General features: G+C 58.6%; 24 protein-coding genes. 18 read left to right on the top strand and 6 right to left on the bottom strand.

The features are described from left to right. Positions 1 to 51 precede the first annotated feature (51 nt). A complete protein-coding gene (locus GOV79_RS12640) occupies positions 52 to 942 on the bottom strand; it encodes an FAD:protein FMN transferase (RefSeq protein WP_170790040.1) in 891 nt (296 codons plus the stop codon). Further along, positions 939 to 3002 (bottom strand): 4Fe-4S binding protein, encoded by a 2064-nt coding sequence (locus GOV79_RS12635; RefSeq protein WP_170790039.1) that lies wholly within the window; start codon positions 3000 to 3002, stop codon positions 939 to 941. The genes GOV79_RS12640 and GOV79_RS12635 overlap by 4 nt, the downstream gene beginning before the upstream one ends. A 197-nt stretch (positions 3003 to 3199) precedes the next feature. On the opposite strand from GOV79_RS12635, the gene pqqA reads away from it, so the two are divergent. The 10 genes from pqqA (at position 3200) to GOV79_RS12585 (ending at position 10025) form a co-directional block, all read left to right on the top strand. Further along, positions 3200 to 3307 (top strand): pyrroloquinoline quinone precursor peptide PqqA, encoded by a 108-nt coding sequence (gene pqqA / locus GOV79_RS12630; protein WP_170537497.1) that lies wholly within the window; start codon positions 3200 to 3202, stop codon positions 3305 to 3307. A gap of 27 nt (positions 3308 to 3334) precedes the next feature. Further along, positions 3335 to 4222: a pyrroloquinoline quinone biosynthesis protein PqqB gene (pqqB, locus tag GOV79_RS12625; protein WP_170790038.1), complete on the top strand. Its 888-nt coding sequence runs from the start codon at positions 3335 to 3337 to the stop codon at positions 4220 to 4222. Continuing rightward, positions 4219 to 4947, top strand: coding sequence for a pyrroloquinoline-quinone synthase PqqC (gene pqqC, locus GOV79_RS12620; protein WP_170790037.1), 729 nt, complete (start codon positions 4219 to 4221; stop codon positions 4945 to 4947). The genes pqqB and pqqC overlap by 4 nt, the downstream gene beginning before the upstream one ends. Then, entirely contained in the window at positions 4944 to 5231 is a 288-nt protein-coding gene (pqqD, locus tag GOV79_RS12615; RefSeq protein ID WP_170790036.1) for a pyrroloquinoline quinone biosynthesis peptide chaperone PqqD, read from the top strand. The genes pqqC and pqqD overlap by 4 nt, the downstream gene beginning before the upstream one ends. Further along, the gene (gene pqqE, locus GOV79_RS12610) at positions 5228 to 6307 is read left to right on the top strand and encodes a pyrroloquinoline quinone biosynthesis protein PqqE (RefSeq protein WP_170790035.1); all 1080 of its coding nucleotides are present in this window, start codon (positions 5228 to 5230) and stop codon (positions 6305 to 6307) included. Before pqqD ends, pqqE begins: the two co-directional genes overlap by 4 nt. A gap of 126 nt (positions 6308 to 6433) precedes the next feature. Further along, positions 6434 to 7429, top strand: a complete 996-nt coding sequence (gene paaA, locus GOV79_RS12605) for a 1,2-phenylacetyl-CoA epoxidase subunit PaaA (protein ID WP_170790034.1) — start codon at positions 6434 to 6436, stop codon at positions 7427 to 7429. Between the two features lie 3 nt (positions 7430 to 7432). After that, complete coding sequence (gene paaB / locus GOV79_RS12600; RefSeq protein WP_170785990.1) at positions 7433 to 7723, top strand: 1,2-phenylacetyl-CoA epoxidase subunit PaaB; 291 nt, start codon at positions 7433 to 7435, stop codon at positions 7721 to 7723. Then, positions 7723 to 8484 carry a 1,2-phenylacetyl-CoA epoxidase subunit PaaC gene (gene paaC / locus GOV79_RS12595; protein WP_170790033.1) on the top strand — a complete coding sequence of 254 codons (762 nt, stop codon included), beginning with the start codon at positions 7723 to 7725 and terminating at the stop codon, positions 8482 to 8484. Before paaB ends, paaC begins: the two co-directional genes overlap by 1 nt. A gap of 5 nt (positions 8485 to 8489) precedes the next feature. Continuing rightward, entirely contained in the window at positions 8490 to 8948 is a 459-nt protein-coding gene (gene paaD, locus GOV79_RS12590; protein ID WP_170790032.1) for a 1,2-phenylacetyl-CoA epoxidase subunit PaaD, read from the top strand. A 9-nt stretch (positions 8949 to 8957) separates the two neighbouring features. Continuing rightward, positions 8958 to 10025: a ferredoxin--NADP reductase gene (locus GOV79_RS12585; protein WP_170773567.1), complete on the top strand. Its 1068-nt coding sequence runs from the start codon at positions 8958 to 8960 to the stop codon at positions 10023 to 10025. Here the strand turns inward: GOV79_RS12585 and GOV79_RS12580 are convergent. From GOV79_RS12580 to paaI, 3 genes are read right to left on the bottom strand one after another with little or no spacing between them, the layout of a single operon-like run. Then, positions 10022 to 10630: a TetR/AcrR family transcriptional regulator gene (locus tag GOV79_RS12580; protein WP_170790031.1), complete on the bottom strand. Its 609-nt coding sequence runs from the start codon at positions 10628 to 10630 to the stop codon at positions 10022 to 10024. The genes GOV79_RS12585 and GOV79_RS12580 overlap by 4 nt on opposite strands. A 4-nt stretch (positions 10631 to 10634) precedes the next feature. Then, a complete protein-coding gene (gene paaK / locus GOV79_RS12575) occupies positions 10635 to 11936 on the bottom strand; it encodes a phenylacetate--CoA ligase PaaK (protein ID WP_170790030.1) in 1302 nt (433 codons plus the stop codon). 10 nt (positions 11937 to 11946) lie between these two features. Beyond that, positions 11947 to 12372, bottom strand: a complete 426-nt coding sequence (gene paaI, locus GOV79_RS12570) for a hydroxyphenylacetyl-CoA thioesterase PaaI (RefSeq protein WP_170790029.1) — start codon at positions 12370 to 12372, stop codon at positions 11947 to 11949. A 149-nt stretch (positions 12373 to 12521) separates the two neighbouring features. Here paaI and paaZ point away from each other — a divergent pair, with 149 nt between their 5' ends. From paaZ to GOV79_RS12550, 4 genes are all read left to right on the top strand, one after another. Further along, positions 12522 to 14573 carry a phenylacetic acid degradation bifunctional protein PaaZ gene (gene paaZ, locus GOV79_RS12565; protein WP_170790028.1) on the top strand — a complete coding sequence of 684 codons (2052 nt, stop codon included), beginning with the start codon at positions 12522 to 12524 and terminating at the stop codon, positions 14571 to 14573. Between the two features lie 74 nt (positions 14574 to 14647). Continuing rightward, a complete protein-coding gene (locus tag GOV79_RS12560) occupies positions 14648 to 15382 on the top strand; it encodes a hypothetical protein (RefSeq protein WP_170790027.1) in 735 nt (244 codons plus the stop codon). A 149-nt stretch (positions 15383 to 15531) separates the two neighbouring features. Then, a complete protein-coding gene (locus tag GOV79_RS12555; protein WP_170773555.1) occupies positions 15532 to 16395 on the top strand; it encodes an SGNH/GDSL hydrolase family protein in 864 nt (287 codons plus the stop codon). Positions 16396 to 16418: 23 nt separating this feature from the next. After that, positions 16419 to 17303: an SGNH/GDSL hydrolase family protein gene (locus tag GOV79_RS12550; RefSeq protein ID WP_170773553.1), complete on the top strand. Its 885-nt coding sequence runs from the start codon at positions 16419 to 16421 to the stop codon at positions 17301 to 17303. Here the strand turns inward: GOV79_RS12550 and GOV79_RS12545 are convergent. Beyond that, on the bottom strand, positions 17300 to 17929 hold the full coding sequence (locus GOV79_RS12545) for a response regulator transcription factor (RefSeq protein WP_170790026.1): 630 nt from the start codon (positions 17927 to 17929) through the stop codon (positions 17300 to 17302). The genes GOV79_RS12550 and GOV79_RS12545 overlap by 4 nt on opposite strands. A gap of 218 nt (positions 17930 to 18147) precedes the next feature. Between GOV79_RS12545 and GOV79_RS12540 the strand changes: the two genes are divergently transcribed. From GOV79_RS12540 to GOV79_RS12525, 4 genes are read left to right on the top strand one after another with little or no spacing between them, the layout of a single operon-like run. After that, positions 18148 to 19389 carry a pyridoxal-phosphate-dependent aminotransferase family protein gene (locus tag GOV79_RS12540; RefSeq protein ID WP_170790025.1) on the top strand — a complete coding sequence of 414 codons (1242 nt, stop codon included), beginning with the start codon at positions 18148 to 18150 and terminating at the stop codon, positions 19387 to 19389. Positions 19390 to 19417: 28 nt separating this feature from the next. Next, positions 19418 to 20617, top strand: coding sequence for a malate--CoA ligase subunit beta (locus GOV79_RS12535; protein WP_170790024.1), 1200 nt, complete (start codon positions 19418 to 19420; stop codon positions 20615 to 20617). Beyond that, positions 20614 to 21504, top strand: coding sequence for a succinate--CoA ligase subunit alpha (gene sucD / locus GOV79_RS12530; protein WP_170773545.1), 891 nt, complete (start codon positions 20614 to 20616; stop codon positions 21502 to 21504). The genes GOV79_RS12535 and sucD overlap by 4 nt, the downstream gene beginning before the upstream one ends. After that, entirely contained in the window at positions 21504 to 22475 is a 972-nt protein-coding gene (locus tag GOV79_RS12525) for a 2-hydroxyacid dehydrogenase (RefSeq protein ID WP_170773611.1), read from the top strand. The genes sucD and GOV79_RS12525 overlap by 1 nt, the downstream gene beginning before the upstream one ends. Positions 22476 to 22502: the final 27 nt, after the last annotated feature.

The raw sequence follows: 22502 nt of genomic DNA, 5'->3' as shown, positions 1-22502 counted from the left end.
AACCGCCTAGACAAACAAACCCAAAAGCCCCGCAACAAAAGCGGGGCTTTTTTATGTTTTAATAGATTGAATGGTACCGTCGTCTTGCACACAGATTGCGGTCGGATTGTCCGGCGATCGGGTTAAAGTGCGCGAGATTTCCGCAGCGTTCGCATGGCAAAAAGCCGTGGAAAGCGCGTCTGCCCAAGTGGCCGTGTTGGCGATGACGCTGACGGTTGACCACAAGGCTGGATCTTGCCCGTCGGGGTTCAGGATGTGGGATTGAGTTCCTTCCAGGTACATCGCGCCAGGGCTGGAGGTTGCGACGGAACGGTTTTTGAGCGCGACCGTTTCTACCAGGCCATGTAGGGGATCAGCAATGCCCATAGTCCAGGGGCGGCCCCCTGCGTAGAATTCACCTATGTTGACCAAAACGCTGGACCATCCGGCCTGTTTCAGCGCATGTGCCACAAGATCGGTCGCATATCCTTGCGCGATGCCATTCAGCGTCAATGCCTGACCATTGTCCAGCCTGATCCGTTCGGCTGTGATGCTAACGCGTTCCCAACCGATCAGGGAGCGCGCATCATTCACATCCCCGCCCTGCCGCAAAGCGGCCCAGAGCGGTTGTACCGTTGGGTCAAACAGGCCTTTGGTCACTCGATGTGCTTGCCCGCAGATGCGCAACAGGTCCAGCATTTCGCGCGGAGGGTTCCTCAGAAAACCGGTCTTGTTGAGTTCAGATAGGACCGAGTTTGGATCATAGAGGCTGAACATCTCCTCGCATCGTTTGAGCAGCCTCTCAACGCGGGAAATGGCGATTTGGGCATCTTCGGGGGTGGCATCCAGGGTCAGGCTGACCTCGGCCCCCATGGCGTATCCCTGCCAGTGGATGGACCTCGCCGCGGCAGGCGTGGCCAGTGCGGCGGCGGATATAGTAAGGAAACGGCGGCGGGCGATCATTCGGCGGCGACCTTTCTGGCCTGACGTCGGGCCGCGACGATCAGTGGTACGCAGCGCTGTTTGTCATCGTGGATGGCGACGCAGTCGAGGCATTGGAAGCACTCGTCATATTGAATCTGGCCTGTTTTCTTGATCGCGCCGTATTTGCACTTCACACGGCAAAGCTGACAGGGAGAGCCGCATTCGGCGCGTCGATCGATCCAGTCGCGTCCGCGTAGAAGCCCACCGATCGCCAGAAATGCGCCCAGGGGGCAGACATAGCGACAGAAGCCTTTGAACAGGACCATGCCCAGCAGCAGCCAGAAGACGGCATAGGCCACATAGTACCATTCACGGATGAAGAACGTGGTGATTGTGGTTTTGAAGGGCTCGACCTCGGCGGCTTTGTCGATCTGATCAGGTGCAACGAATACGGTGACGATCAGACCGCCCAGCACAATGTATTTCAACCACTTCAACCTTTGGTCCCAGGCGCGGGAGGGTTCGATTTGCGGGACGCGCAGGGCTTTTCCGACATGATGTGCCAACTCTTGCAATGCTCCAAAGGGGCAGAGCCAGCCACAGAACAGCCCCCTGCCCCACGCGACGAGGCCTGCAATCGACACGGCCCAGATCAGCAGCGAAAACGGGTCGTATAGAAGGAAAGCATAGCTGCCCCCGTCGAGGGCTGTTCTAAGCGTGCCCAGTACGGTGACAATGGAAAGCTGTCCCTGTCCCCACCATCCGACAAAGCCAACCACCACCGCCAGAATGGTCAGGCGCAGTGGTGTGAACATAGGTTGCGCGGCCAGTGCATTCATGCGCAGGCTCAAGATGCCAACAAGCACGGTCAGCAGGACACCAAGCACAATCATATCGTTTTGACGATTGCGCAGCGCTTCGAGCCAAGGTGGCGCGGGCTTGATTTGCACGGGGCGCTGAAAGAACCGCGCAGGGGTGACATGGGGGACGTCCATGGTGACCGAGCCGATCTCGGGTTGAAACATCCCGTGTTCGCGCACAGCCAGTACCTTAAGCACCCATTCCCGCGATGGATCGAAGCCCAGTCGCCGGTCGGTGCGCAGGATCATAGCGGTGCCGTCCGGCATTCCGTCGGCAAGCTCGACCAGCAGGTCTGCATCGCGCAGCGCGACAGGCAGTCCATCCTGTTCGGCCGAGATCCAATCGGGCGCGGTGTTGCGTACAAACTCGTCGCTGACCAAGCCGTGACGGGCGGTTTCGATCAGCAGGATCGGCTCATCATTGTCCGAGATTTCCATGAAGCGTTGAAGCTCATCAAAACTGTCTTCAGACAGGGCCGCGCGGGCGATAGATTTCGGTCCGAGGTCCACAATCCAGAGGTCCAGGAACGGCTCGGCCGGGTAGTCCTGCGCTTCGGGGTCGTCATCCTCCCACAATGTTCCAGCAAACAGCGCGTCGACCTCGGCATTACTGAGGGTCTTGTGGGTGGCGATGCCTTGATCAACCAGAGCGTCCCATGTCAGCGCCTCGTCATAGTCGGGGTCGGGATAGGCCGGGGGCGCGGTGGCCAGTCCCTGCATCTTTTCGCGGGCAACCGCCAAGGCGGCCCCCATGACAGATTCGTGGGCAATTCGGACGCTGGCCGTGGCCTTGGTGACGCCGTCGAGGTAAACAAGCTGTGAGCCGCTGGCGGCATCCCCATAGGGCGTGCCGACGACGATCGAGTCTGAAATAGACAGCCCTCCATACTGTTCGAAATATTTGTGGAACGGTGCCTGGCCCAGACCTGACACAAAGATCGGCTCATTATGTTCGATCAGTTGGACGTCCAGAAAACGACCTTCGAGATCGAGCACGACCAGCATGTTGATAGGCGCGCCCGAGAAACCGGGCAGCGGGGCTAACGGTTCTGTTTCAAAGACATAACCCGCCTCGATCCCGCCAGAGTTGAGCAAGGAATAGACGCCGTCGTCGTTCAGGGCCTCGCCCAGCGAAAAGGGAGCGCGAACGAACGACGCCAGTTTCTCACGTGGCAACGGCTCGGCCATGGCCGTCAGACCGCTTAGGATCAGCAAAAGCAGGGCAACGATCACGCGCATATACGCAACATTATATTTACGCCCCAAGCCGCGACATTCGACAAAAGTCCTAAGCCTTATCTACGACCCCAAGACGGTTGACGTGGTGGGGCGCGGCTCGGACACTGTGACCGGAGCGTACGACCAAAGCAGCATTTTCCGAAAATGATGTGGGTTGTAGGTTTTTTGAAATTGCCAGTCACTCATGGGAGGTAGCGATGACTTGGAGCACACCGAAACTGAAAGAAGTGAACTGCGGTATGGAGATCAACATGTATTCTCCGTCCGAGGATGAAGGCCGCGAGCACGAGCGCGACCTGTTCTGATTATGTGAACTCTAGCGGAGGCCCGAGGTGCATTTTCTGGTTCTTGGGGCTTCTGCAGGCGGTGGTTTACCGCAATGGAATTGTGGTTGCCGGAATTGCGAGGATGCCCGCAAGGGCCTTATCTCGTCTTCCGGCCAATCGTCACTGGCAGTCTCGCCTGACGGCGTTCGGTGGAGCATTCTGAACGCATCACCTGACATCCGGCAGCAGATGCTGGACAATCCGAAAATGCATCCCCGTGCGCTGCGCGACACGCCTGTGGCGTCAGTGTTGCTGACCAATGGGGATATCGACCATATCGCCGGGTTGTTGAGCCTGCGTGAACAGACGCCGTTTTCGCTGTTTGCAACGGGGGATATTCTGGATGTTCTGGCCCAGAACAGGATCTTCGATGCTGTGAACCGTGAAAAGGTCGAACGGACACGGATATCTCTGGATCAGGACTTTGCTTTGCAGGATGGGTTACAGGCGCGCTTGTTTGCGGTTCCGGGCAAAGTGCCTTTGTTCATGGAAGGTGACAGTGTTCAAACCGATCTCATTGGGGAGCAAACTGTTGGAGTGCGCCTGACGACAGGGGACAAGGTTGCCTATTACATTCCGGGATGCGCGCAAATCACCCCGGCTCTGCTGGATCAACTTGTGGATGCGGATCAGTTGTTCTTTGACGGAACACTTTGGGATGATGATGAGATGATCCGCACCGGCACCGGTATAAAGACGGGTCATCGTATGGGCCATATCTCGGTCAGTGGTGGGGACGGCTCGATCGAGGGCTTAAAGGGCATCGCGGCGGCCAAGACCTATATCCATATCAACAACACCAATCCTATTTTACAACCGGACGGGCCGGAGCGTGCCTTTGTCGAGGCCGCAGGCTGGACCATTGCCTACGACGGGCAGGAGATCACGATATGAGCCGAGAGAGCCTTGAAGCCCGTCTGCGTCAGATCGGGGCCGAGCGCTATCATGACAAGCACCCGTTTCATCACCGCCTGCACAGCGGCGAGTGCACCCCGGATCAGGCGCGAGCCTGGGTGATCAACCGCTGGGCCTATCAGGCCGCGATCCCGATGAAAGACGCGGCCTTCATGTCGCGCTGCACCGATCCGGACATCCGCCGCGAATGGCGCTCGCGCATCGAGGACCATGATGGCGACATTGGCGAAGGCGGTGGCATCCGGCGCTGGTTGAAACTGGCCGAGGCGGTTGGGCTTGATCCGGACTATGTCGCCTCGGGGCGTGGGATTTTGCCTGCCACGCAATTCGCAGTGGATGCTTATGTGCATTATGTGCGTGAGAAGCCGCTGTTGCAGGCAGTCGCGTCCTCGCTGACCGAGCTTTTTGCGCCGAAGATTCATGAACAGCGGATCGAAGGGCTGCTGGAGCATTACGATTTTGCCAATGCCGACAGTCTGTCCTATTTCCGCAAACGTCTGACTCAGGCCCCCAAGGATGTGGCTTTTGGCCTGAATTGGGTTCTGGATCATGCCGACACGTCCGAGAAAGAGGACATGGCCTGCGAGGCTCTGATCTTCAAAACCAATGTGTTGTGGGCGCAGTTGGATGCGCTGTGGTCGGCCTATGTTGAACCTGGGATGATCCCTCCGGGTGCGTGGCAACCGGGCGAGGGTTTGCTATGACTCTGGAACTGCGCCAGAGCGACCGTCCATACCTGCCGCGCGGCGTGCGGGTGCAGCGCGATGAGGTGCGCGACCGCACGGTGTTGATGGCGCCCGAGAAGGTGATCGAGCTGGATCAGATCGGGATGGCTATTTTGTCCCGCGTCGATGGGTCTGCCCGGTTTTCCGAGATCGTGCAGGACCTTGCCGCTACCTACAACGCCCCGGCCGAGCAGATTGAAACGGATGTTCAGCGCTTTTTGCAGACCTTGCGCAGCCGCGTCTATCTGATGGTGCGGGAATGAGTGCCCCTGCCCCCATCGCAATGCTGGCCGAGCTGACGCATCGCTGTCCGCTGAGCTGCCCCTATTGCAGCAATCCGGTGGAACTTGAACGCAAAGAGACCGAGCTGGACACTGAGACTTGGAAAGACGTGTTCAAACAGGCCCGCGCGCTGGGTGTTTTGCAGCTGCATCTCTCCGGGGGGGAGCCCGCATCCCGGAGAGATCTGGAAGAACTGACAGAATACGCATCACAAATTGGGCTTTACACCAATCTGATCACCTCGGGCATCGGGCTGACCCCCAAAAGGCTGGACCGGCTGGAAGAGGTCGGGCTGGATCATGTCCAACTGTCGCTGCAAGGGACGAATGCCGCTTTGGCTGATCATATCGGTGGGTATCGCGGCGGGTTTGACCGTAAGATGATCGTTGCGCGCGAGATCCGGGATCGGGGCATTCCCTTGACCCTGAATGCCGTGATGCATCGGCAAAATCTGGATGATCTGGACCGCACGATTGAAATGGCCGTCGAATTGGGAACACGCAGGCTTGAGGTTGCCTGTGTCCAATTCCATGGATGGGCTTTGAAAAATCGTGCCGCACTGTTGCCGACACGTGAGCAGACTCTGGCCGTGAAGGACACGGTCGCCAAAGCCGCGCAGCGTCTGCAAGGCGTTCTGGCGTTCGATTTTGTTCCGCCAGACTACTATGCGGATTTTCCAAAGGCCTGCATGGGCGGCTGGGGCTCGACCGGGTTGAACGTGACGCCAGATGGCACTGTTCTACCCTGCCACGCCGCGCAAACCATCAAAAATCTGCAGTTTGACAACGTCCAAAATAAAACGCTGGCGGAAATCTGGCAAAACAGTCCGGCCTTCAACGCCTATCGCGGGACGGATTGGTTGCCGGAACCCTGCCAGAGTTGCGAGCGGAAAGAGATCGACTTTGGCGGCTGCCGCTGTCAGGCCTTGGCCTTGGCCGGGGATGCGGCTGCGACTGATCCGGTGTGTCGCAAGTCGCCCTTGCATGCGCAGGTCTCGGCCATCTTGCAGGAAGAGCCGGAAGCAGGTTCGAATGATCTGATCTACCGAAAGCTTTGATTTCACGTTCGGTTTTTTGCTGGTGAAAATATGTTACAAAAATATTGAATATTGGAAAAAATGTAACATAATAGAGGGTGGGACGACTGAATCAGTCACCCTAGGGTGTGTAAGGAGGACGCAGCCATGTACGCGCAGATGGTACAGTCGACCGGAAAAGGTGTTCAGGACCGCAAGGAGATGAGCCCCGAGGATCAGGCCTTTCAAGACCGCATTGATCGCGGCGAAAAGATCGAGCCCAAGGATTACATGCCCGATGCCTATCGCAAGACGTTGATCCGCCAGATCGGCCAACACGCCCATTCCGAGATTGTCGGGCAACTGCCCGAAGGCAATTGGATCACCCGCGCCCCGACACTAGAACGCAAAGCCAATCTGCTGGCCAAGGTGCAGGACGAGGCGGGGCATGGGCTGTATCTTTATTGCGCGGCCGAAACGCTGGGGGTCAGCCGGGATGAGCTGGTCGAGATGTTGCACTCCGAGCGGATGAAGTATTCGTCCATCTTCAACTACCCCACCCTCACATGGGCCGATATGGGCGCGGTTGGTTGGCTGGTTGATGGGGCTGCGATCATGAATCAGGTGCCGTTGCAGCGCACCTCTTTTGGTCCTTACGCGCGGGCGATGGTGCGTATCTGCAAGGAAGAAAGCTTTCACCAGCGCCAAGGCTACCACATCATGATCAAGATGGCGAAAGAGGGCACAGCTGATCAAAAGCGCATGGCGCAGGATGCGCTGAACCGGTTCTGGTACCCCGCGCTGATGATGTTTGGGCCGTCCGACAAGGAAAGTGTGCATTCGGCGCAGTCGATGGCGTGGAAAATCAAGATCAACACCAATGATGAGCTACGGCAGAAATTCGTGGACGAAACCGTCCCGCAGGCCGAGTTCCTTGGCCTGACCATCCCCGACGAGAACCTGCGATGGAACGATGAGACCGGACACTATGAATTCAGCGAACCCGACTGGTCCGAATTCTTCGAAGTGATCTCGGGCAATGGCCCGTGCAATGTCGAGCGTCTGAACGCCCGGCGGAAGGCCTGGGACGATGGCGCGTGGGTGCGAGAGGCCATGCTGGCCCATGCCCGCAAATCCCAAAAACGCGCGCAAGCGGCGGAGTAAGCAATGACACATGAAAACGAATGGCCCCTGTGGGAAGTCTTTATTCGCGGCCAGCACGGTATGAGCCACCGGCATGTCGGCTCATTGCACGCAGCCGATGCGGAACACGCGATCCGCAATGCGCGTGATGTCTATACCCGTCGGAACGAGGGCGTCAGTATCTGGGTGGTCGAGGCCGCGAAGATCACCGCCTCCAGCCCCTCGGATAAGGGGCCTCTGTTCGATCCGGCGCGGGACAAGGTTTATCGTCATCCAACGTTCTATGATATCCCGGAAGAAGTTGGGAAAATGTGATGGCCGTGGAAAACCCCCTGTTCGAATTTCTGCTCAGGCAAGGGGACAATGCCCTTGTGCTGGGGCATCGCACGTCGGAATGGTGCGGGGTCGCGCCAATTCTGGAAGAAGATATAGCGCTGGCCAATATGGCGCTGGACCTGATCGGTCAGACGCAGATGTGGCTGGGCTATGCGGGCGAGGTCGAAGGGACCGGTCGTTCGGCCGATGATCTGGCCTATCTGCGCGACGTCTACGATTTTCGCAACCTGTTGATGCTTGAGGTCCCGAATGGTGACTTTGGCCGAACCCAGATGCGTCAATTCCTGTTCGATGCGTTTCAGGTGCCTTGGCTGACGCGCTTGCAAGACTCCGGCGATACCCGCATTGCCGAGATCGCGGCGAAATGCGTGAAAGAGGCGCTTTATCATTTGGAACGGTCGTCCCAGACCGTGATCGCTTTGGGTGATGGAACCGAGGAGAGCAACGCGCGCATGGTTGAGGCGTTGATGTTCCTGTGGCCCTATAGCGGCGAGATGTTTGTTGATGACGCAACCGATCAGGCGATGGCCGATACGGGCGTTGCCCCCCTGCCCTCGGAGCTGCGCGCGCCGTGGTTGGAGACCGTTGAAGCTGTTGCGGCAGAGGCCTGTCTGACCCTGCCTGACAGCGACTATGCGCAGAAAGGCGGGCGTACAGGGTTCCGCCATACAGAACACCTGGGCCATATGCTGGCGGTGATGCAAACCTTGCAGCGCTCCTATCCGGGGGCCACGTGGTAGGTACGATGGCTGTCACCGAAGCGGAGGTCTGGGATTGGCTTGAAAACGTGCCTGACCCCGAGATTCCGGTGATCTCGGTCGTTGATCTGGGCGTGATCCGGGGGGTGGACGTCAGGAATGACAGTGTGACTGTGACGATCACGCCGACCTATTCCGGGTGTCCCGCCATGGCGGTGATTGCGTTGGACATAGAAGCCGAATTGTCGCGCAACGGCATCGACAATCTGGACATCCAGACCCGTATAGCCCCGGCATGGACAACTGACTGGCTGTCCGCCAAAGGCCGCGCCCGGCTTGAGGAGTTCGGCATCGCCCCGCCGCAACCCGCAGGTGGCCCTGAACGGTGCCCGCATTGCAAATCAAAGCAGGTCGAAAAGATCAGCCAGTTCGGCTCGACCCCTTGCAAGGCCCAGTGGCGCTGCATGGATTGTCTTGAACCCTTTGACTATTTCAAATGTATCTGAGGTCCCGTTATGGCTATGTTTCATCCCCTTAAAGTAACGGACATCCACAAAACCATCCGCGACGCGGTGGTCGTGACCTTGAAACCCGAAAACCCCGAGCATTTTGCGTTTGCGCCGGGCCAGTATCTCACCTTCAAACGGGATTTCGATGGAGATGAGTTGCGCCGGTCCTATTCGATCTGCGCCGCCCCGCATGAAGGTATCTTGCAGGTTGGCATCAAAAGCGTGGATGGCGGTGCCTTTTCCACCTGGGCTAATACCGAGCTGCAAGTGGGCGACGTCATGAACGCCATGCCGCCGATGGGCAATTTCCATGCGGCCGCCAATGCCGATGCGCCGCACTACCTGGGCTTCGCCGGGGGCTCTGGCATCACGCCGGTGCTTTCGATCCTGAAAACCGCATTGACCGAGGACCCGTCGGCCCGGTTCACACTGGTTTACGCAAACCGTACCCCCAATACGATCATGTTCCGGGAAGAGTTGGAGGACCTCAAGAACCGCTTTCTGCACCGGTTGAACATCGTGCATATCCTGGAAGATGACAGTCAGGAGATTGACCTGTTCAAAGGCCGCGTCGATGCCGAAAAATGCGCGGCCCTGTTCCAGCACTGGATCGACATCAACTCGGTCTCTCTGGCCTATATTTGTGGGCCAGAACCGATGATGCTGGCGATTTCGCAGTCGTTGCAAGATCACGGCCTGACAAAGGATCAGATCCGGTTCGAGCTGTTTGCTTCATCCCAACCGGGACGTGCCAGAACCCGCGCTGTCTCGCGGTCGGTGGCTGAGAATGGCATCAAGGGGCGCGTCACATTGGGCGGCGAAACGCGGCAGTTCACCATTCCCAAGGATACCAGCCTGCTCGAGGCCGCGCTGGCTGAAAACCTGGATGCGCCCCATGCCTGCAAGGCGGGCGTGTGCTCGACCTGCAAGGCGAAAGTGTTGGAGGGCGAGGTCGAGATGGTCGCCAACCATGCGCTGGAAGACTATGAGGTTGAGGCAGGGTTCGTTCTGACTTGTCAGTGCTTTGCACTGTCCGACAAGGTGGTCTGGGACTATGACGAGGCGGGGCACTAGCCCGCGTTCTGCACTCCGGGCAACCCGGCAACGGTTAGGCGCGCGATGGTTCTGGCATAGCCTTCGCGATCGGCCCGCGTGGCTTTGGGTTGCCACATATAGTACCAGTTCAGCATTCCGAAGACTGACATTGTCACTTCGCGCAAAAGCTGCTGGTTTTCTCCCAGCTTGCCGTCACTGATCGCGTTGAGAATAGCGCTCATCTGCGCAACCATGTCTTTTTGGTAGGCCTTCAGAACCTTCTGCATGTTTTGCGGCAGCAGCGACACGCCTTCGCTTTGGATTTTGTGTTCGAAATCCATGCCTTCATAAGCCAACAGGTATTCCCGCAGAACCAGATGCAATCGATCAGCTGGAGGTATGCCGTCCAGATCAAGGGCAGAGACGCGGCTATTCAATTCAGAGAGGTAAGTGTTCAGAATGTCGAACAGCAAAGCCTCTTTGCCGTCGTAATAGTGGTAGATGTTGGCCTTCGAAATCCCCGCCGCTTTTGCGACTTGGTTCATCGAAGCCCGCGCGATGCCTTCGCGTGCGAACACGCTGGCGGCGACCGACAGGATGCTTTGACGTTTCTGGTCGTGGTCTTTTGCGATAGTGCGAGCCACTGGCTTAGCCCTTGGGCCTGTTGTCGATCACGCGGCGGGCTTTGCCCTGACTGCGTTCAACACTGCCAGGGGTGCCGACAGATACGGTCGCGCCGACGCCGATTGTGTCCCTGATCTTTTTGGCCAATACCCCGGACAGGGCCTGTCTGGCGTCCTCGCTTGCCGCAGCCTCAACATGCACCGTCATCGCGTCCATGCGCCCGTCGCGGGTCAGTTCGATCTGGAAATAGGGGGCCAGATCAGGGGTCGCGAGAACGAGTTCCTCGACCTGAGTGGGAAACACATTCACGCCGCGCAGAATGATCATGTCGTCCGAGCGCCCGGTGATCTTCTCCATCCGCCGCATGGACCGCGCTGTGCCCGGCAACAGCCGTGTCAGATCGCGGGTCCGGTAGCGGATCATGGGCAGGCCCTCTTTGGTGAGGGTGGTGAAAACCAATTCGCCCATTTCGCCATCCGGCAGAACCTCTCCGGTTTCGGGGTCGATGATTTCGGGAAAGAAGTGATCCTCCCAGATATGCAACCCGTCTTTGGTTTCGACACATTCATTGGCCACACCCGGCCCCATGATCTCGGACAGGCCGTAGATATCGACCGCATGCATGTCGAACGCCTCTTCGACCTCGGCACGCATTGCGTTGGTCCATGGCTCTGCGCCAAAAATGCCGACCTCCAAAGAGGTGTCACGCGGGTCGATCCCCGCCGCGTGGAATTGTTCCAGGATGTTGAGCATATAGGACGGCGTCACCATGATCGTGCTGGGGCGGAAGTCTTGAATCAGCATCACTTGCCGCTCGGTCATACCGCCCGAGACCGGGACGACAGTGCAGTTCAGCTTTTCCGCACCGTAATGTGCACCCAAGCCGCCGGTGAACAGGCCATAGCCATAAGCGACTTGCACAGTATCACCGGGTTTGGTGCCGCTGGCGCGCATGGATCGGGCGACCAGATGGGCCCAGTTGTCGATATCCGTGCGCGTATACCCGACCACCGTCGGCTTTCCGGTGGTCCCGGATGAGGCATGAAGGCGCAGGATCTGATCCTGCGGCACGGCGAAAAGCCCAAACGGATAATTGTCGCGCAGGTCATTTTTGTAGGTGAATGGGAATTTGGACAGGTCGCTCAGGTCCGTCAGATCATCCGGGTGAACCCCTGCTGCATCGAACCGCTGTCGATACATGGGCACATTGTCATAGGCGTGTTTCAGTGACCATCTGAGCCGCTGCAACTGAAGCGCTCGGATTTCATCTAAAGAAGCAATTTCGATCGGGTCGAGCGTGTCTCGGGCCGGTGTCAGGTCTTTCATGGGCGCCTCCCTATTCTTCGAACAACTGTCCGCGCACGGCCCGAGAGCATCCGCGGAATTCAGCGATCACAGCGTCGCTTTGGTTGGTGACGGTCACGTCGTAAATGCCGCTGCGCCCGGTCAGAGCGACCTCGCGCGCGCGGGCCGTCAGTCGGTCGCCCAAGCGGCCGGGCGTGATATAAGAAATCGTGTTGTGTTGGGCGACTGTGGATTGATTGCGACTGTTGCAGGCAAAGGCAAAGGCGCTGTCGGCCAGCATGAAGATCAGCCCACCGTGGCAAATCCCGTGCCCGTTGACGTGGTGTTCTGCGACGGTCAGGGACAGCTGCGCCTGCCCCTCATCCACCATATCAATCTGCATACCTGCCCAGGGGCTGGCATTGTCCGAGGCCCACATGACCTGCGCGGCACGTTCGGCGCGCTCTTTCGGGGTCATGATGGTACCTTTGGGCGTCTGTCAGGCGCGTTATCCGGCACGACATTCTCCTTGATCTTTGCCCGTCCTAAATCTAAACATTACATAAACCGACCGGTAGGTCAATTAATCAGTGACGCCTTGCCGGTCCTTATCACGGGGATCGCCAGATGAATATTCAGGACGTGCACAGCTATGTTTGCGGGCAATGGATCGGCAGCGACAGCACCGCGCGCGAGATCCATTCGGCCGTTACCGGCGAGCTGATCGCGCGCGCCGGAACCAGCCACTTGGATGTGGGCGCGATGCTGGAATACGCGCAGACCAAAGGCGGCCCTGCCCTGCGCAAGATGAGCTTTCACGACCGGGCCAGAATGCTCAAGGCGCTGGCGCTGCATCTGGGTCAGCATAAACAGGCGCTTTATGACGCCTCTTTCGCGACAGGGGCGACTCAAAGGGATCACATGATTGATGTCGATGGCGGGATCGGCACGGTTTTGGTCATCGCCAGCAAGGGTCGGCGCGAGATGCCCAATGACACGATCTATCTGGACGGCCCGGTTGAACGTCTGTCGCGGCAGGGCACGTTTTTGGGCCAGCATGTCTGCACCTCGCTGACCGGAGTGGCGGTTCACATCAACGCGTTCAACTTCCCGGTCTGGGGGATGCTGGAAAAGCTGGCTCCGACCCTGCTGGCCGGTATGCCCGCGATTGTGAAACCGGCCACTGCGACCTGCTATGTGACCGAACTCTGCGTTCGGATCATGCTGGACAGTGGTTTGCTGCCCGAAGGGGCCGTGCAGCTGGTCAGCGGCAATTTGGGCCCGATGCTGGATCATCTGGGCGGGCAGGATGTCGTCAGCTTCACCGGCTCGGCGGCGACGGCCCGCAAGCTGCGCAATGCGCCCTGCATTCTGGACAACGCCACCCGCTTTGTGGCCGAGCAGGACAGCCTGAACGCGTCAATCCTTGGTCCGGATGCAGGGCCCGGAACGCCCGAGTTTGACCTGTTCATCAAGGAGGTCCAGCGTGAGATGACCGCGAAAGCCGGGCAGAAATGCACCGCCATCCGCCGCATCATGGTGCCTGAGGCGCATATCGACGCGGTGTCAGATGCCCTGCGGGATCGGTTGAGCTCGGTCGTGATCGGGAATCCGGCGGATGAGAAGACTCAGATGGGAGCGCTGGTTTCACAAGCGCAACGCCGTGATGTGTTGGAAAAGGCGGCTCTGATCGGGCAAGAGGCCGAGCGTATTTTCGGCAACCCCGATGATTTTACTGTCCACGGCGCCGACGCGGACAAAGGGGCATTTGTCCCGCCGATGCTGTTCCGCTGTAATACACCGGATGCGGCCCAAACTCTGCACGCGGTCGAGGCCTTTGGTCCTGTTTCTACAGTGATGCCCTATCGGGATTTGGATCACGCGATTGAACTTGCCAACAAGGGCGAGGGCAGCCTTGTGGCTTCGGTCATCACACATGACCCCGAGGTCGCGCGCCAGTTTGTAATTGGTGTCGGGGCGTTTCATGGGCGGCTCTACCTCAACAACCGCGACTCGATGAAAGAAAGCACCGGCCATGGGTCCCCCCTGCCCCACATGGTTCATGGCGGCCCTGGTCGCGCAGGCGGCGGCGAAGAGCTGGGCGGCATACGCGGTGTAATGCACTATATGCAGCGAACTGCCGTACAAGGCAGCCCGGACCTGTTGACGCGGATCGGCAAGAGATGGGTGCCGGGGGCGACTGAGGCCACGGACCGCGCCCATCCCTTCATCCGGACGTTCCACGAATTGGAGGTCGGTGAGACGCTGGTGACGGACCCGCGCGAGATATCGCTGGATGATATTGAAACCTTCGCCCATTTCACGGGCGACACGTTCTACGCGCATATGGACGAGGTAGCGGCAAGTCGAAATCCGTTCTTTCCGGGGCGGGTTGCCCACGGATACCTGCTGCTGAGTTTTGCGGCGGGGCTGTTTGTACAGCCGGACGAAGGCCCGGTACTGGCCAATACCGGCCTCGACAATCTGCGGTTCCTGAAACCGGTGCAGGCGGGCGATAGTATCCGCGTGCACCTGACGGTCATGCAAAAGACCCCGCGCAACCAGGACTATGGTGAGGTGCGCTGGCATGTCTCGATCCGCAACCAAGAGGACGAGCTGACCGCCGAATACGAGTTGCTGACTATGAACGCCTATGCGCAGCCTGATCCTGCGGGATAAGCGTAGCCACGTGACCCGTCGGCATGGTACTTAAAGGGGCGCAACAGAGTGTACCCCCTTGGAAAGACCTACATTTGACTCCTGCCGAGACATTGATTGAAGACCTTAGCGCGCTGGAGCCGATCAAGACCTGGTCCCTGATCGTGACGCTGTTTGGTGACCTGAATGGTCAGCCCGTCACCGGCAAGCAGCTGGGTGCAATTCTGGGCCGGGTCGGGATTAAGACCGAAGCCATGCGCGTTGCCCTGCACAGGCTGCGCAAGGACGGCTGGATCGTATCCACCAAAATCGGCCGCGAAGTGACCTATAGCCTGTCCGGCCATGGTATGGCCGAAACCCGCGCGGTCTATGAGGACGTGTACCGTCAGGATGTTAAATTTCCCGATGGTTGGTGTGTGGCTTTGACTCGACAGGATTGTGAGCCGACCGGCGCGATGATCCGTCTGGACCGGGCATTGTTTCTGGTGCCGGTATCCGAGGCTACGCGCAGCGATCAGACACGGCTGCGGTTTGAACCCGAGCCCGTGCCCATGTGGTTCGCCGGCAAGATTGTTGCACCGCAGACCATAACGCATGTGCAGCGTCTTCATGATCTGGCGGGACGCATGGATTTTCTGACCCTGCCCGCCCTGCCCCAAGCCACGATACGCCTTCTGCTTCTGCACCATTGGCGCAAAATTGCGCTGCGAGGGTCAAGCTGGGCCCATATCTCACTATGTCCAGACGGCCCGCTTGCGCTATGCCATCAACGTGTTTCGGGTTTGTTGGCCGAACTGCCCAATCTTTCAACGGATCACCTGACGATGTGAGATCGACTCCGTCGTGCTCACCGATGCAACAGCGCAACGAACCCTTTTTGTAACCTGGTGTTGATTGGTATTTCATTGCCCAATACGCCATCTTTTACCGATCAGTAAGAAAACGGGTTGAAATTTGACCGCACGATCAAGGTGACTGCGTGACGACAAAGATAGTTTCATTTCTAAACGCAGCGCTGGTTTCGGTGCTGATGTTGGGCGGCCACTCGGCCTCGGCACAGCCAGATATTCTGGTGCTTGGGGATAGCCAGATCTCGTTCGGGGCGGGCAAGGAATATGTTCGGTTCTTTGCGGAATTGCCGAACCGCTGCGAGATGACGCAAAAGCGCACCAAACTGCTGGAAAAGCTGGGCACGCGCCAGACGGCGGCCATCGGGGTGCGGTCGACATCGCTTCAATCATGGACCTCGACCAGCGGGCCGACGCGCGGTGCCATTTGTGACGTTGACAAGAAATACGGCGTGAATGCAGGCGCCTACGGCATCGACGGCAACCCGGACCGGGTGTTCATCCAGATCGGCAAAGGCAAGTCCTATCAGTTCTGCAAGCCGAAACAGACCGCCTTCGAGTCGATGTTTGCAGATGGCTACTATGACCCTGACCTGCTGATCCTAACCTTTCTGGGCAATTCTGCGGACAGATGGGCAAACTCACCCGACGCGGCCGAAGAGGACGTGCGGCGGACTTTAGCACAGGTGCCTGAAGATACGGCATGTATCTATATCTCCAGCGCACCGGTTTACCTGAAAAAGACCAATGACAAGCGGATGAAAGCGCAAACCGCCATCGCCCGCGCGTTCGACCGCGCCGATGCGCAGTGTATTGCGGTTGAGGGGTTCAACGCGAAAACACGTGCGGCAATCGAAGGGAAGCCCAAGTTTTTTCGCCGCAACGATGCCGGTCGCGTCAAAGACCCGCATCATCCCAGCAACGCCGCCATTCGCCAATTTTTAAAGATCAACACGACCGAGTTTTGCGACGCCATATTCTCGGCCCTTGAATAAAGAGACCGCATAAAGGGGGAAACATGCAGTTTCTGACAAAAGCACTGAGCCTTGTCATAGGCGCGTTGATGATGGTGCCTGCAGCGCAGGCGGAACCTTTCGACTCGCCCGAGATTTTGATTATCGGTGACAGCCAGATATCTTTCGGGTCAGGCCCGGCATTTCTGGAGTTTTTCAGCGACATAAAAAGCCATTGCAAACCAAACGCCCAGCAAAAAAGCCATCTGAAACGTTTGGGGAAGATGCGCGTGGGTGTCATTGGTGTTCGTTCCAGCTCGATCAGCGCGTGGACGGCGCGATCGGGGGCCGGAAAGGACACGATCTGCAAGGTCGATCCGAAATGGCGGGTGAACGCGGGTGCCTATGGTTTTGTCAACAATTCCGACAAGAAATTTGTCCAGATCGGGCAAGGGCGTGAATATCAGTTCTGCGCGCCGGGGACCTCGCCTTTGGAGCAGATGCTGCGCGAAGATTACTATGACCCAAAGCTGATACTGATGTCATTTCTGGGCAATTCGGCCAAACGTTGGGCCAACAGCCCCGAGGCCGCGATCCGCGATGTGCAGCGCCTGAAAAGCCAGCTGCCGCCGGATTTGCCCTGTATCTTCATGACGACGGCACCGGCCTATAAGAAAAAGATCGTGGACCTGCGTCTGCGCGCGCAGGAAAACCTTATGAAGGCGTTTGAAACCTCTGGCCTGCGCTGTTCTTTCGTGCCGGGGGCGACGCCGGAAACCGTTGCGGCCAATCAGGGCAACAAAGAGTATTTCCGGCTGAACAAGAAAGGGCTGGTCAAGGATCCCTACCATCCCAACGAAGCGGCCGCGAAAAACTTCTTTGCGCTTGAGATGGATCAGATTTGCACAGCCATTTTCACCCAGATCGAACCGGTAAAAGAGCAGAGCTAGTCCGACGCCGTCTTGGACGAATAGTAGAACGCAATTGCCTGGGCCCGGTTCTTGACCGAGAGCTTTTCGTAGATGTTGGACAGGTGAAACTTCACCGTGTTGGCCGAAATTTGCAGCTCTTTCGATAGATCACGGTTGGATAAGCCTTTGGCCAAGGCTTCAAGGATTACAATTTCCTTGCGCGACAGGCTTTGCAGCGGGTCCCTTTGCATTTTGCGCACGTCGATAAATGGGAACACCATCTTGCCGCGCGCAACTTCGATGCAGGTTTCCAGCAGCCCCTCGACCTCGACCGAGCGCGAGGCGAACCCGGCCGCCCCCGCCTGCATCGCCAATCGGGGGATTTCTCCGCCGTCATCGCCATAGACGACAAAACGCGGCGGGTTCTCTTGTTCGCGCAGGACCTCGATCAGCTTTGCAGCACCAAGAACGGGCAAATTCCACGAGATCACGCAGATTTTGACCGGCACCCGCATGATGGCACCCAGAAACCCTTCGGCCGTTGCTGACGTAGCGACCAGAGAGAATCGGGGGTCACGCTCGAATATTTCAGACATGGCCGACAGAACCAGCGGGTTGTTGTTGGCCAGCATGACATCAATGGGGCGTGAGGCGGCATCGGACATTGATTTTCCCCGAAAAATTACAAATACTACCCGTATGGGTAGGATCAAAATCCGTATACAACGGCATATTTACCAGAATGGGTAGTTTCTTTCCCACCCCAACAGATATCCAAAGGCAGTAGTAAGTTACGTTGCGTGACGAGGCAAGATTCGATTTTCCTCACCCTCAACACGTCTGGCCGGGCGCCCCCAACCCCGGTCGTTTTGGAGGATCGAACGTGACATTTCAAATCTACCCTACCCTCGAAATCCCTGAAACACTTGCTGCGGGTCCTGGCCCCGGCAATACGGATGCCCGTGTTTTGCAGGCATTCGCCAGTGCCGGTGTTGCCGACCATATGCAGGGCGACGTTCTGCGCGGTATGATCGAATGCAAGCACATGCTGCGTCAGATCTGGGGGACTGAGAACACCTATACTTTCGCTGTCGCCGGAACCGGTTGGAGCGGGCTGGACACCATGTTCTCGGCCGTGATGCCGGGTGACAAGGTTGTCGCCTTTACCAACGGCACCTTCTCGGGCATCGATGCGCTGACCCTGCGGATCAAAGCCGCCACCCCGACCGAGCACGCAGCAAACCCGCTGGACCCGCAAGCTGCCAGCGTCACCGTGATTGAGGTGCCCCATGGCCAACCCGTCACCGGCGAGATGGTCGACGAGGTTTTGGCGCAGCATAAACCGAAATGGGCCTTCATGGCGCACTGGGAAACCGGTTCGGGCCGTGTGAACGATATTCAGGGCTTTTCGGACGCGTGCGAACGTCATGGCGCGATGGGCCTGATCGACGCTGTGTCGTCTCTCGGTGTGTCGGATTTCCGCATTGACGATTTCCCTGGCGTCGCAGGATGGGCGTCGTGTCCGCAAAAAGGCCTGTGCTGCCTGCCGCTGACCTATGCACCAGTCAGCTTTACCGACGCTTATATCGAGGTATTGAAGACGTCGGGCGCTTATTCCTACGTTCACAACCCGATCTTCGAGGCACGCCACTGGGGCATCGTCGATGGACAAGATGTCGAGAAAGGCGCTTACCACCGCACCCATTCGGGCTATGCCGTGGCCGCCTTCCATGAATCCCTGCGCCTGACCCTGATCGAGGGGTTGGCCAAACGTGCCCAATCCTACAAAACGCACGAAGCCGTGCTGCGCGATGCCGTGACTGCGATGGGATGCCAGGTGACGTCGGATATGCCCAGCCTTGTGGTGTTGAACCTGCCGCCGGAACTGGCCGGTCGTGAGATGGAGCTGGTGCAGAATTGTCGGGCACAGGGATTTGGTATCTGGCCGACGCTCAGCGCGCCTGTTCAGGTCCGGATTGGCATCCTGAACCAGCTGAACCACCAGGCCATCAGCCACATCGTGCGCCTGTTCGGCCAAGCGGTGCAGGACATGGGCGGCTCCGTTGATCTTGAGGCGGTCGAGGCCCTGCTGGAAAGCCGCTACGGCACGTCGATCGCGGCCTGACCGCGCTGCATGAACGGGAGGAATGCAGATGGATATCCATGAATATCAAGCGAAAGAATTGCTGTCGAAATTTGGTGTCGAGACCCCTTCGGGGGCCTTGGCCTACAGCCCCGAACAGGCCGCTTATCGCGCGCGCGAACTGGGCGGTGACAAGTGGATCGTCAAGGCGCAGGTCCATGCCGGTGGGCGTGGCAAGGCCGGTGGCGTCAAGCTGTGCAGCTCGGAAAGCGAAATCCATGCGGCCTGTGACGACATGTTCGGCCGCAAGCTGGTCACGCATCAGACCGGGCCCGAAGGCAAAGGCATCTACCGCGTCTATGTGGAATCCGCGGTGCCGATTGATCGTGAGATCTATCTGGGTTTTGTGCTGGATCGGTCCAGCCAGCGGGTGATGATTGTTGCCTCGTCTGAAGGCGGGATGGAGATCGAGGAAATTTCAGCCGAGCGTCCCGACAGCATCGTGCGCTCGATCGTTGAACCGGCGGTGGGCCTGCAGGAATTCCAGGCCCGCGAGATCGCGTTTAAATTGGGGCTTGAGCCGAAGCTGACCCAACACATGGTCCGCACCTTGCAGGGTTGCTATGCCGCTTTCAGCGAGCTGGACGCAACTATGGTCGAGATCAACCCGCTGGTCATCACTGGCGACGACCGTGTGTTGGCACTGGACGCGAAGATGAGCTTTGACGACAACGCTCTGTTCCGTCGCCCTCAGATCGCTGAACTGCGCGATAAAAGTCAGGAAGACCCGCGCGAAAGCCGCGCGGCGGATCGGGGCCTGTCTTATGTCGGGCTGGATGGCAATATCGGCTGCATCGTGAACGGCGCCGGTCTGGCTATGGCCACGATGGACACGATCAAGTTGGCCGGTGGCGAGCCTGCGAACTTTCTGGATATCGGTGGAGGTGCCTCGCCCGAGCGGGTGGCCAAGGCCTTCCGGCTGGTTCTGTCAGATGACAATGTTCAGGCGGTTCTGGTCAATATTTTCGCCGGTATCAACCGGTGCGACTGGGTGGCCGAAGGTGTCGTGCAGGCGCTGCGCGAGCTTGAGATTGACCTGCCAGTTATCGTGCGCCTTGCGGGCACGAATGTTGAAGAAGGTCAGAAAATCCTGGCCAAGTCGGGCCTGCCGATCATCCGCGCGACGACACTGATGGAAGCCGCCGAGCGCGCCGTAGGCGCATGGCGCAACGATTTGACCCAAAACACCAAGATGAGGGCCGTGCAATGAGCATTCTACTGGACCGTGATAGCCGCGTGATCGTTCAGGGCATCACCGGACGCATGGCACGCCTACACACTAAGGATATGGTGCAGTACGGCACCAATGTCGTCGGTGGCGTTGTCCCGGGTAAGGGTGGCGAAACCGTTGAAGGTGTGCCTGTCTTTGACACCGTCAAACAAGCGGTCGAGGCCACCGGCGCCGATGCCAGCCTTGTCTTCGTGCCGCCCCCGTTTGCGGCGGATTCGATCATGGAGGCCGCAGATGCCGGTATCCGTTATTGCGTCTGCATCACCGACGGTATCCCGGCGCAGGATATGATCCGCGTCAAACGCTACATGTACCGCTATCCCAAGGACAAACGCATGGTGCTGACCGGCCCGAACTGCGCTGGAACCATCAGCCCCGGTAAGGCGCTGTTGGGGATCATGCCGGGCCATATCTACCTGCCTGGCAATGTGGGCATCATCGGACGCTCGGGCACGTTGGGCTATGAAGCCGCAGCGCAGTTGAAAGAGCGCGGCATCGGTGTTTCGACCAGCGTCGGCATCGGCGGCGACCCGATCAACGGCTCGTCCTTCCGCGATATTCTTGAGCGTTTCGAACAGGATGAAGACACTGAGGTTATTGCTATGATCGGCGAGATCGGCGGCCCTCAGGAAGCCGAAGCGGCGGAATATATCCGCGATCACATCACCAAGCCCGTTGTGGCCTATGTCGCGGGTCTGACCGCGCCCAAGGGCCGGACGATGGGCCATGCAGGTGCAATCATCTCGGCCTTTGGCGAAAGCGCCAGCGAGAAGGTGGAAATCCTGTCGGCGGCGGGCGTGACCGTGGCCGAAAACCCGGCGGTGATCGGCGAAACCATCGCTCGTGTCATGGGAAAGGCTGCGTGATGGTCAAACCTTCGGTCCTTGTCACCCGTCGCTGGCCTGCCGCCGTCGAGGCGCAACTGGCCGAAAGCTATAACACCGTGCTGAATACCGGGGACATTCCGATGTCCCCGGCCGAGATCCGCGACGCGCTGAAAAAATACGACGCGGTTCTGCCCACTGTGACCGATACGCTCAGCGCCGAGGCGCTGGACGTGCCCGCCGCGCAAACCAAAATCCTCGCCAATTATGGCGTTGGCTACAGTCATATCAACGAACCGGCCGCCCGTGATCTGGGCATGACCGTGACCAACACGCCGGACGTCCTGTCCGAATGCACCGCCGATCTGGCCATGACGCTGTTGCTGATGGCCGCCCGTCGCGCGGGTGAAGGTGAGCGCGAGCTGCGCGCTGGTGGCTGGACCGGCTGGCGCCCGACCCATCTTGTGGGCACCAAGGTCAGCGGCAAGACGTTGGGCATTATCGGTTTTGGCCGCATCGGTCAGGAAATGGCCCGCCGGGCGCATCACGGGTTCGGTATGAACATTCTGGTACAAAACCGCAGCACGGTCTCGCCCGACGTACTGAAGCAATTCAACGCCACGCAGGTCGACACGGTGGACGATTTGCTGCCGCAATGCGACTTCGTCTCGCTGCACTGCCCCGGTGGGGCCGCGAACCGTCACCTGATCAACGGGCGCAGGCTGGACCTGATGAAGCCTGATGCCTTCCTGATCAACACTGCGCGCGGTGAGGTGGTAGACGAGCATGCTCTGGTGCAGTCGCTGATGTTCGAAACCATCGGCGGGGCCGCGCTGGATGTGTTCGATGGCGAGCCGCGCATTAGCCCGGACCTGCTGCAATGCGACAATCTGGTGATGCTGCCGCATCTGGGCAGCGCCACCCGTGAATCGCGCGAGGCCATGGGCTTTCGCGTGTTGGACAATCTGGGCGACTTCTTCGCAGGCCGCTCACCCCGAGACCGCGTGATCTAACGCACACTTCTTTCAAAGGACCAAACC

Source organism: Ruegeria lacuscaerulensis, from assembly GCF_013034745.1.
Lineage (GTDB): Bacteria > Pseudomonadota > Alphaproteobacteria > Rhodobacterales > Rhodobacteraceae > Ruegeria > Ruegeria lacuscaerulensis_B.
The sequence above is the reverse complement of the archived record's forward strand: the minus strand, read 5'-3'. Positions and strand labels throughout refer to the sequence as shown.

Coding starts and splice junctions, on each gene's coding strand:
- GOV79_RS12640 (WP_170790040.1), bottom strand. CDS start 942: ATGATCGCCCGCCGCCGTTTCCTTACTATATCCGCCGCCGCACTGGCC.
- GOV79_RS12635 (WP_170790039.1), bottom strand. CDS start 3,002: ATGCGCGTGATCGTTGCCCTGCTTTTGCTGATCCTAAGCGGTCTGACG.
- pqqA (WP_170537497.1), top strand. CDS start 3,200: ATGACTTGGAGCACACCGAAACTGAAAGAAGTGAACTGCGGTATGGAG.
- pqqC (WP_170790037.1), top strand. CDS start 4,219: ATGAGCCGAGAGAGCCTTGAAGCCCGTCTGCGTCAGATCGGGGCCGAG.
- pqqD (WP_170790036.1), top strand. CDS start 4,944: ATGACTCTGGAACTGCGCCAGAGCGACCGTCCATACCTGCCGCGCGGC.
- pqqE (WP_170790035.1), top strand. CDS start 5,228: ATGAGTGCCCCTGCCCCCATCGCAATGCTGGCCGAGCTGACGCATCGC.
- paaA (WP_170790034.1), top strand. CDS start 6,434: ATGTACGCGCAGATGGTACAGTCGACCGGAAAAGGTGTTCAGGACCGC.
- paaB (WP_170785990.1), top strand. CDS start 7,433: ATGACACATGAAAACGAATGGCCCCTGTGGGAAGTCTTTATTCGCGGC.
- paaC (WP_170790033.1), top strand. CDS start 7,723: ATGGCCGTGGAAAACCCCCTGTTCGAATTTCTGCTCAGGCAAGGGGAC.
- paaD (WP_170790032.1), top strand. CDS start 8,490: ATGGCTGTCACCGAAGCGGAGGTCTGGGATTGGCTTGAAAACGTGCCT.
- GOV79_RS12585 (WP_170773567.1), top strand. CDS start 8,958: ATGGCTATGTTTCATCCCCTTAAAGTAACGGACATCCACAAAACCATC.
- paaK (WP_170790030.1), bottom strand. CDS start 11,936: ATGAAAGACCTGACACCGGCCCGAGACACGCTCGACCCGATCGAAATT.
- paaI (WP_170790029.1), bottom strand. CDS start 12,372: ATGACCCCGAAAGAGCGCGCCGAACGTGCCGCGCAGGTCATGTGGGCC.
- paaZ (WP_170790028.1), top strand. CDS start 12,522: ATGAATATTCAGGACGTGCACAGCTATGTTTGCGGGCAATGGATCGGC.
- GOV79_RS12550 (WP_170773553.1), top strand. CDS start 16,419: ATGCAGTTTCTGACAAAAGCACTGAGCCTTGTCATAGGCGCGTTGATG.
- GOV79_RS12545 (WP_170790026.1), bottom strand. CDS start 17,929: ATGTCCGATGCCGCCTCACGCCCCATTGATGTCATGCTGGCCAACAAC.
- GOV79_RS12535 (WP_170790024.1), top strand. CDS start 19,418: ATGGATATCCATGAATATCAAGCGAAAGAATTGCTGTCGAAATTTGGT.
- sucD (WP_170773545.1), top strand. CDS start 20,614: ATGAGCATTCTACTGGACCGTGATAGCCGCGTGATCGTTCAGGGCATC.
- GOV79_RS12525 (WP_170773611.1), top strand. CDS start 21,504: ATGGTCAAACCTTCGGTCCTTGTCACCCGTCGCTGGCCTGCCGCCGTC.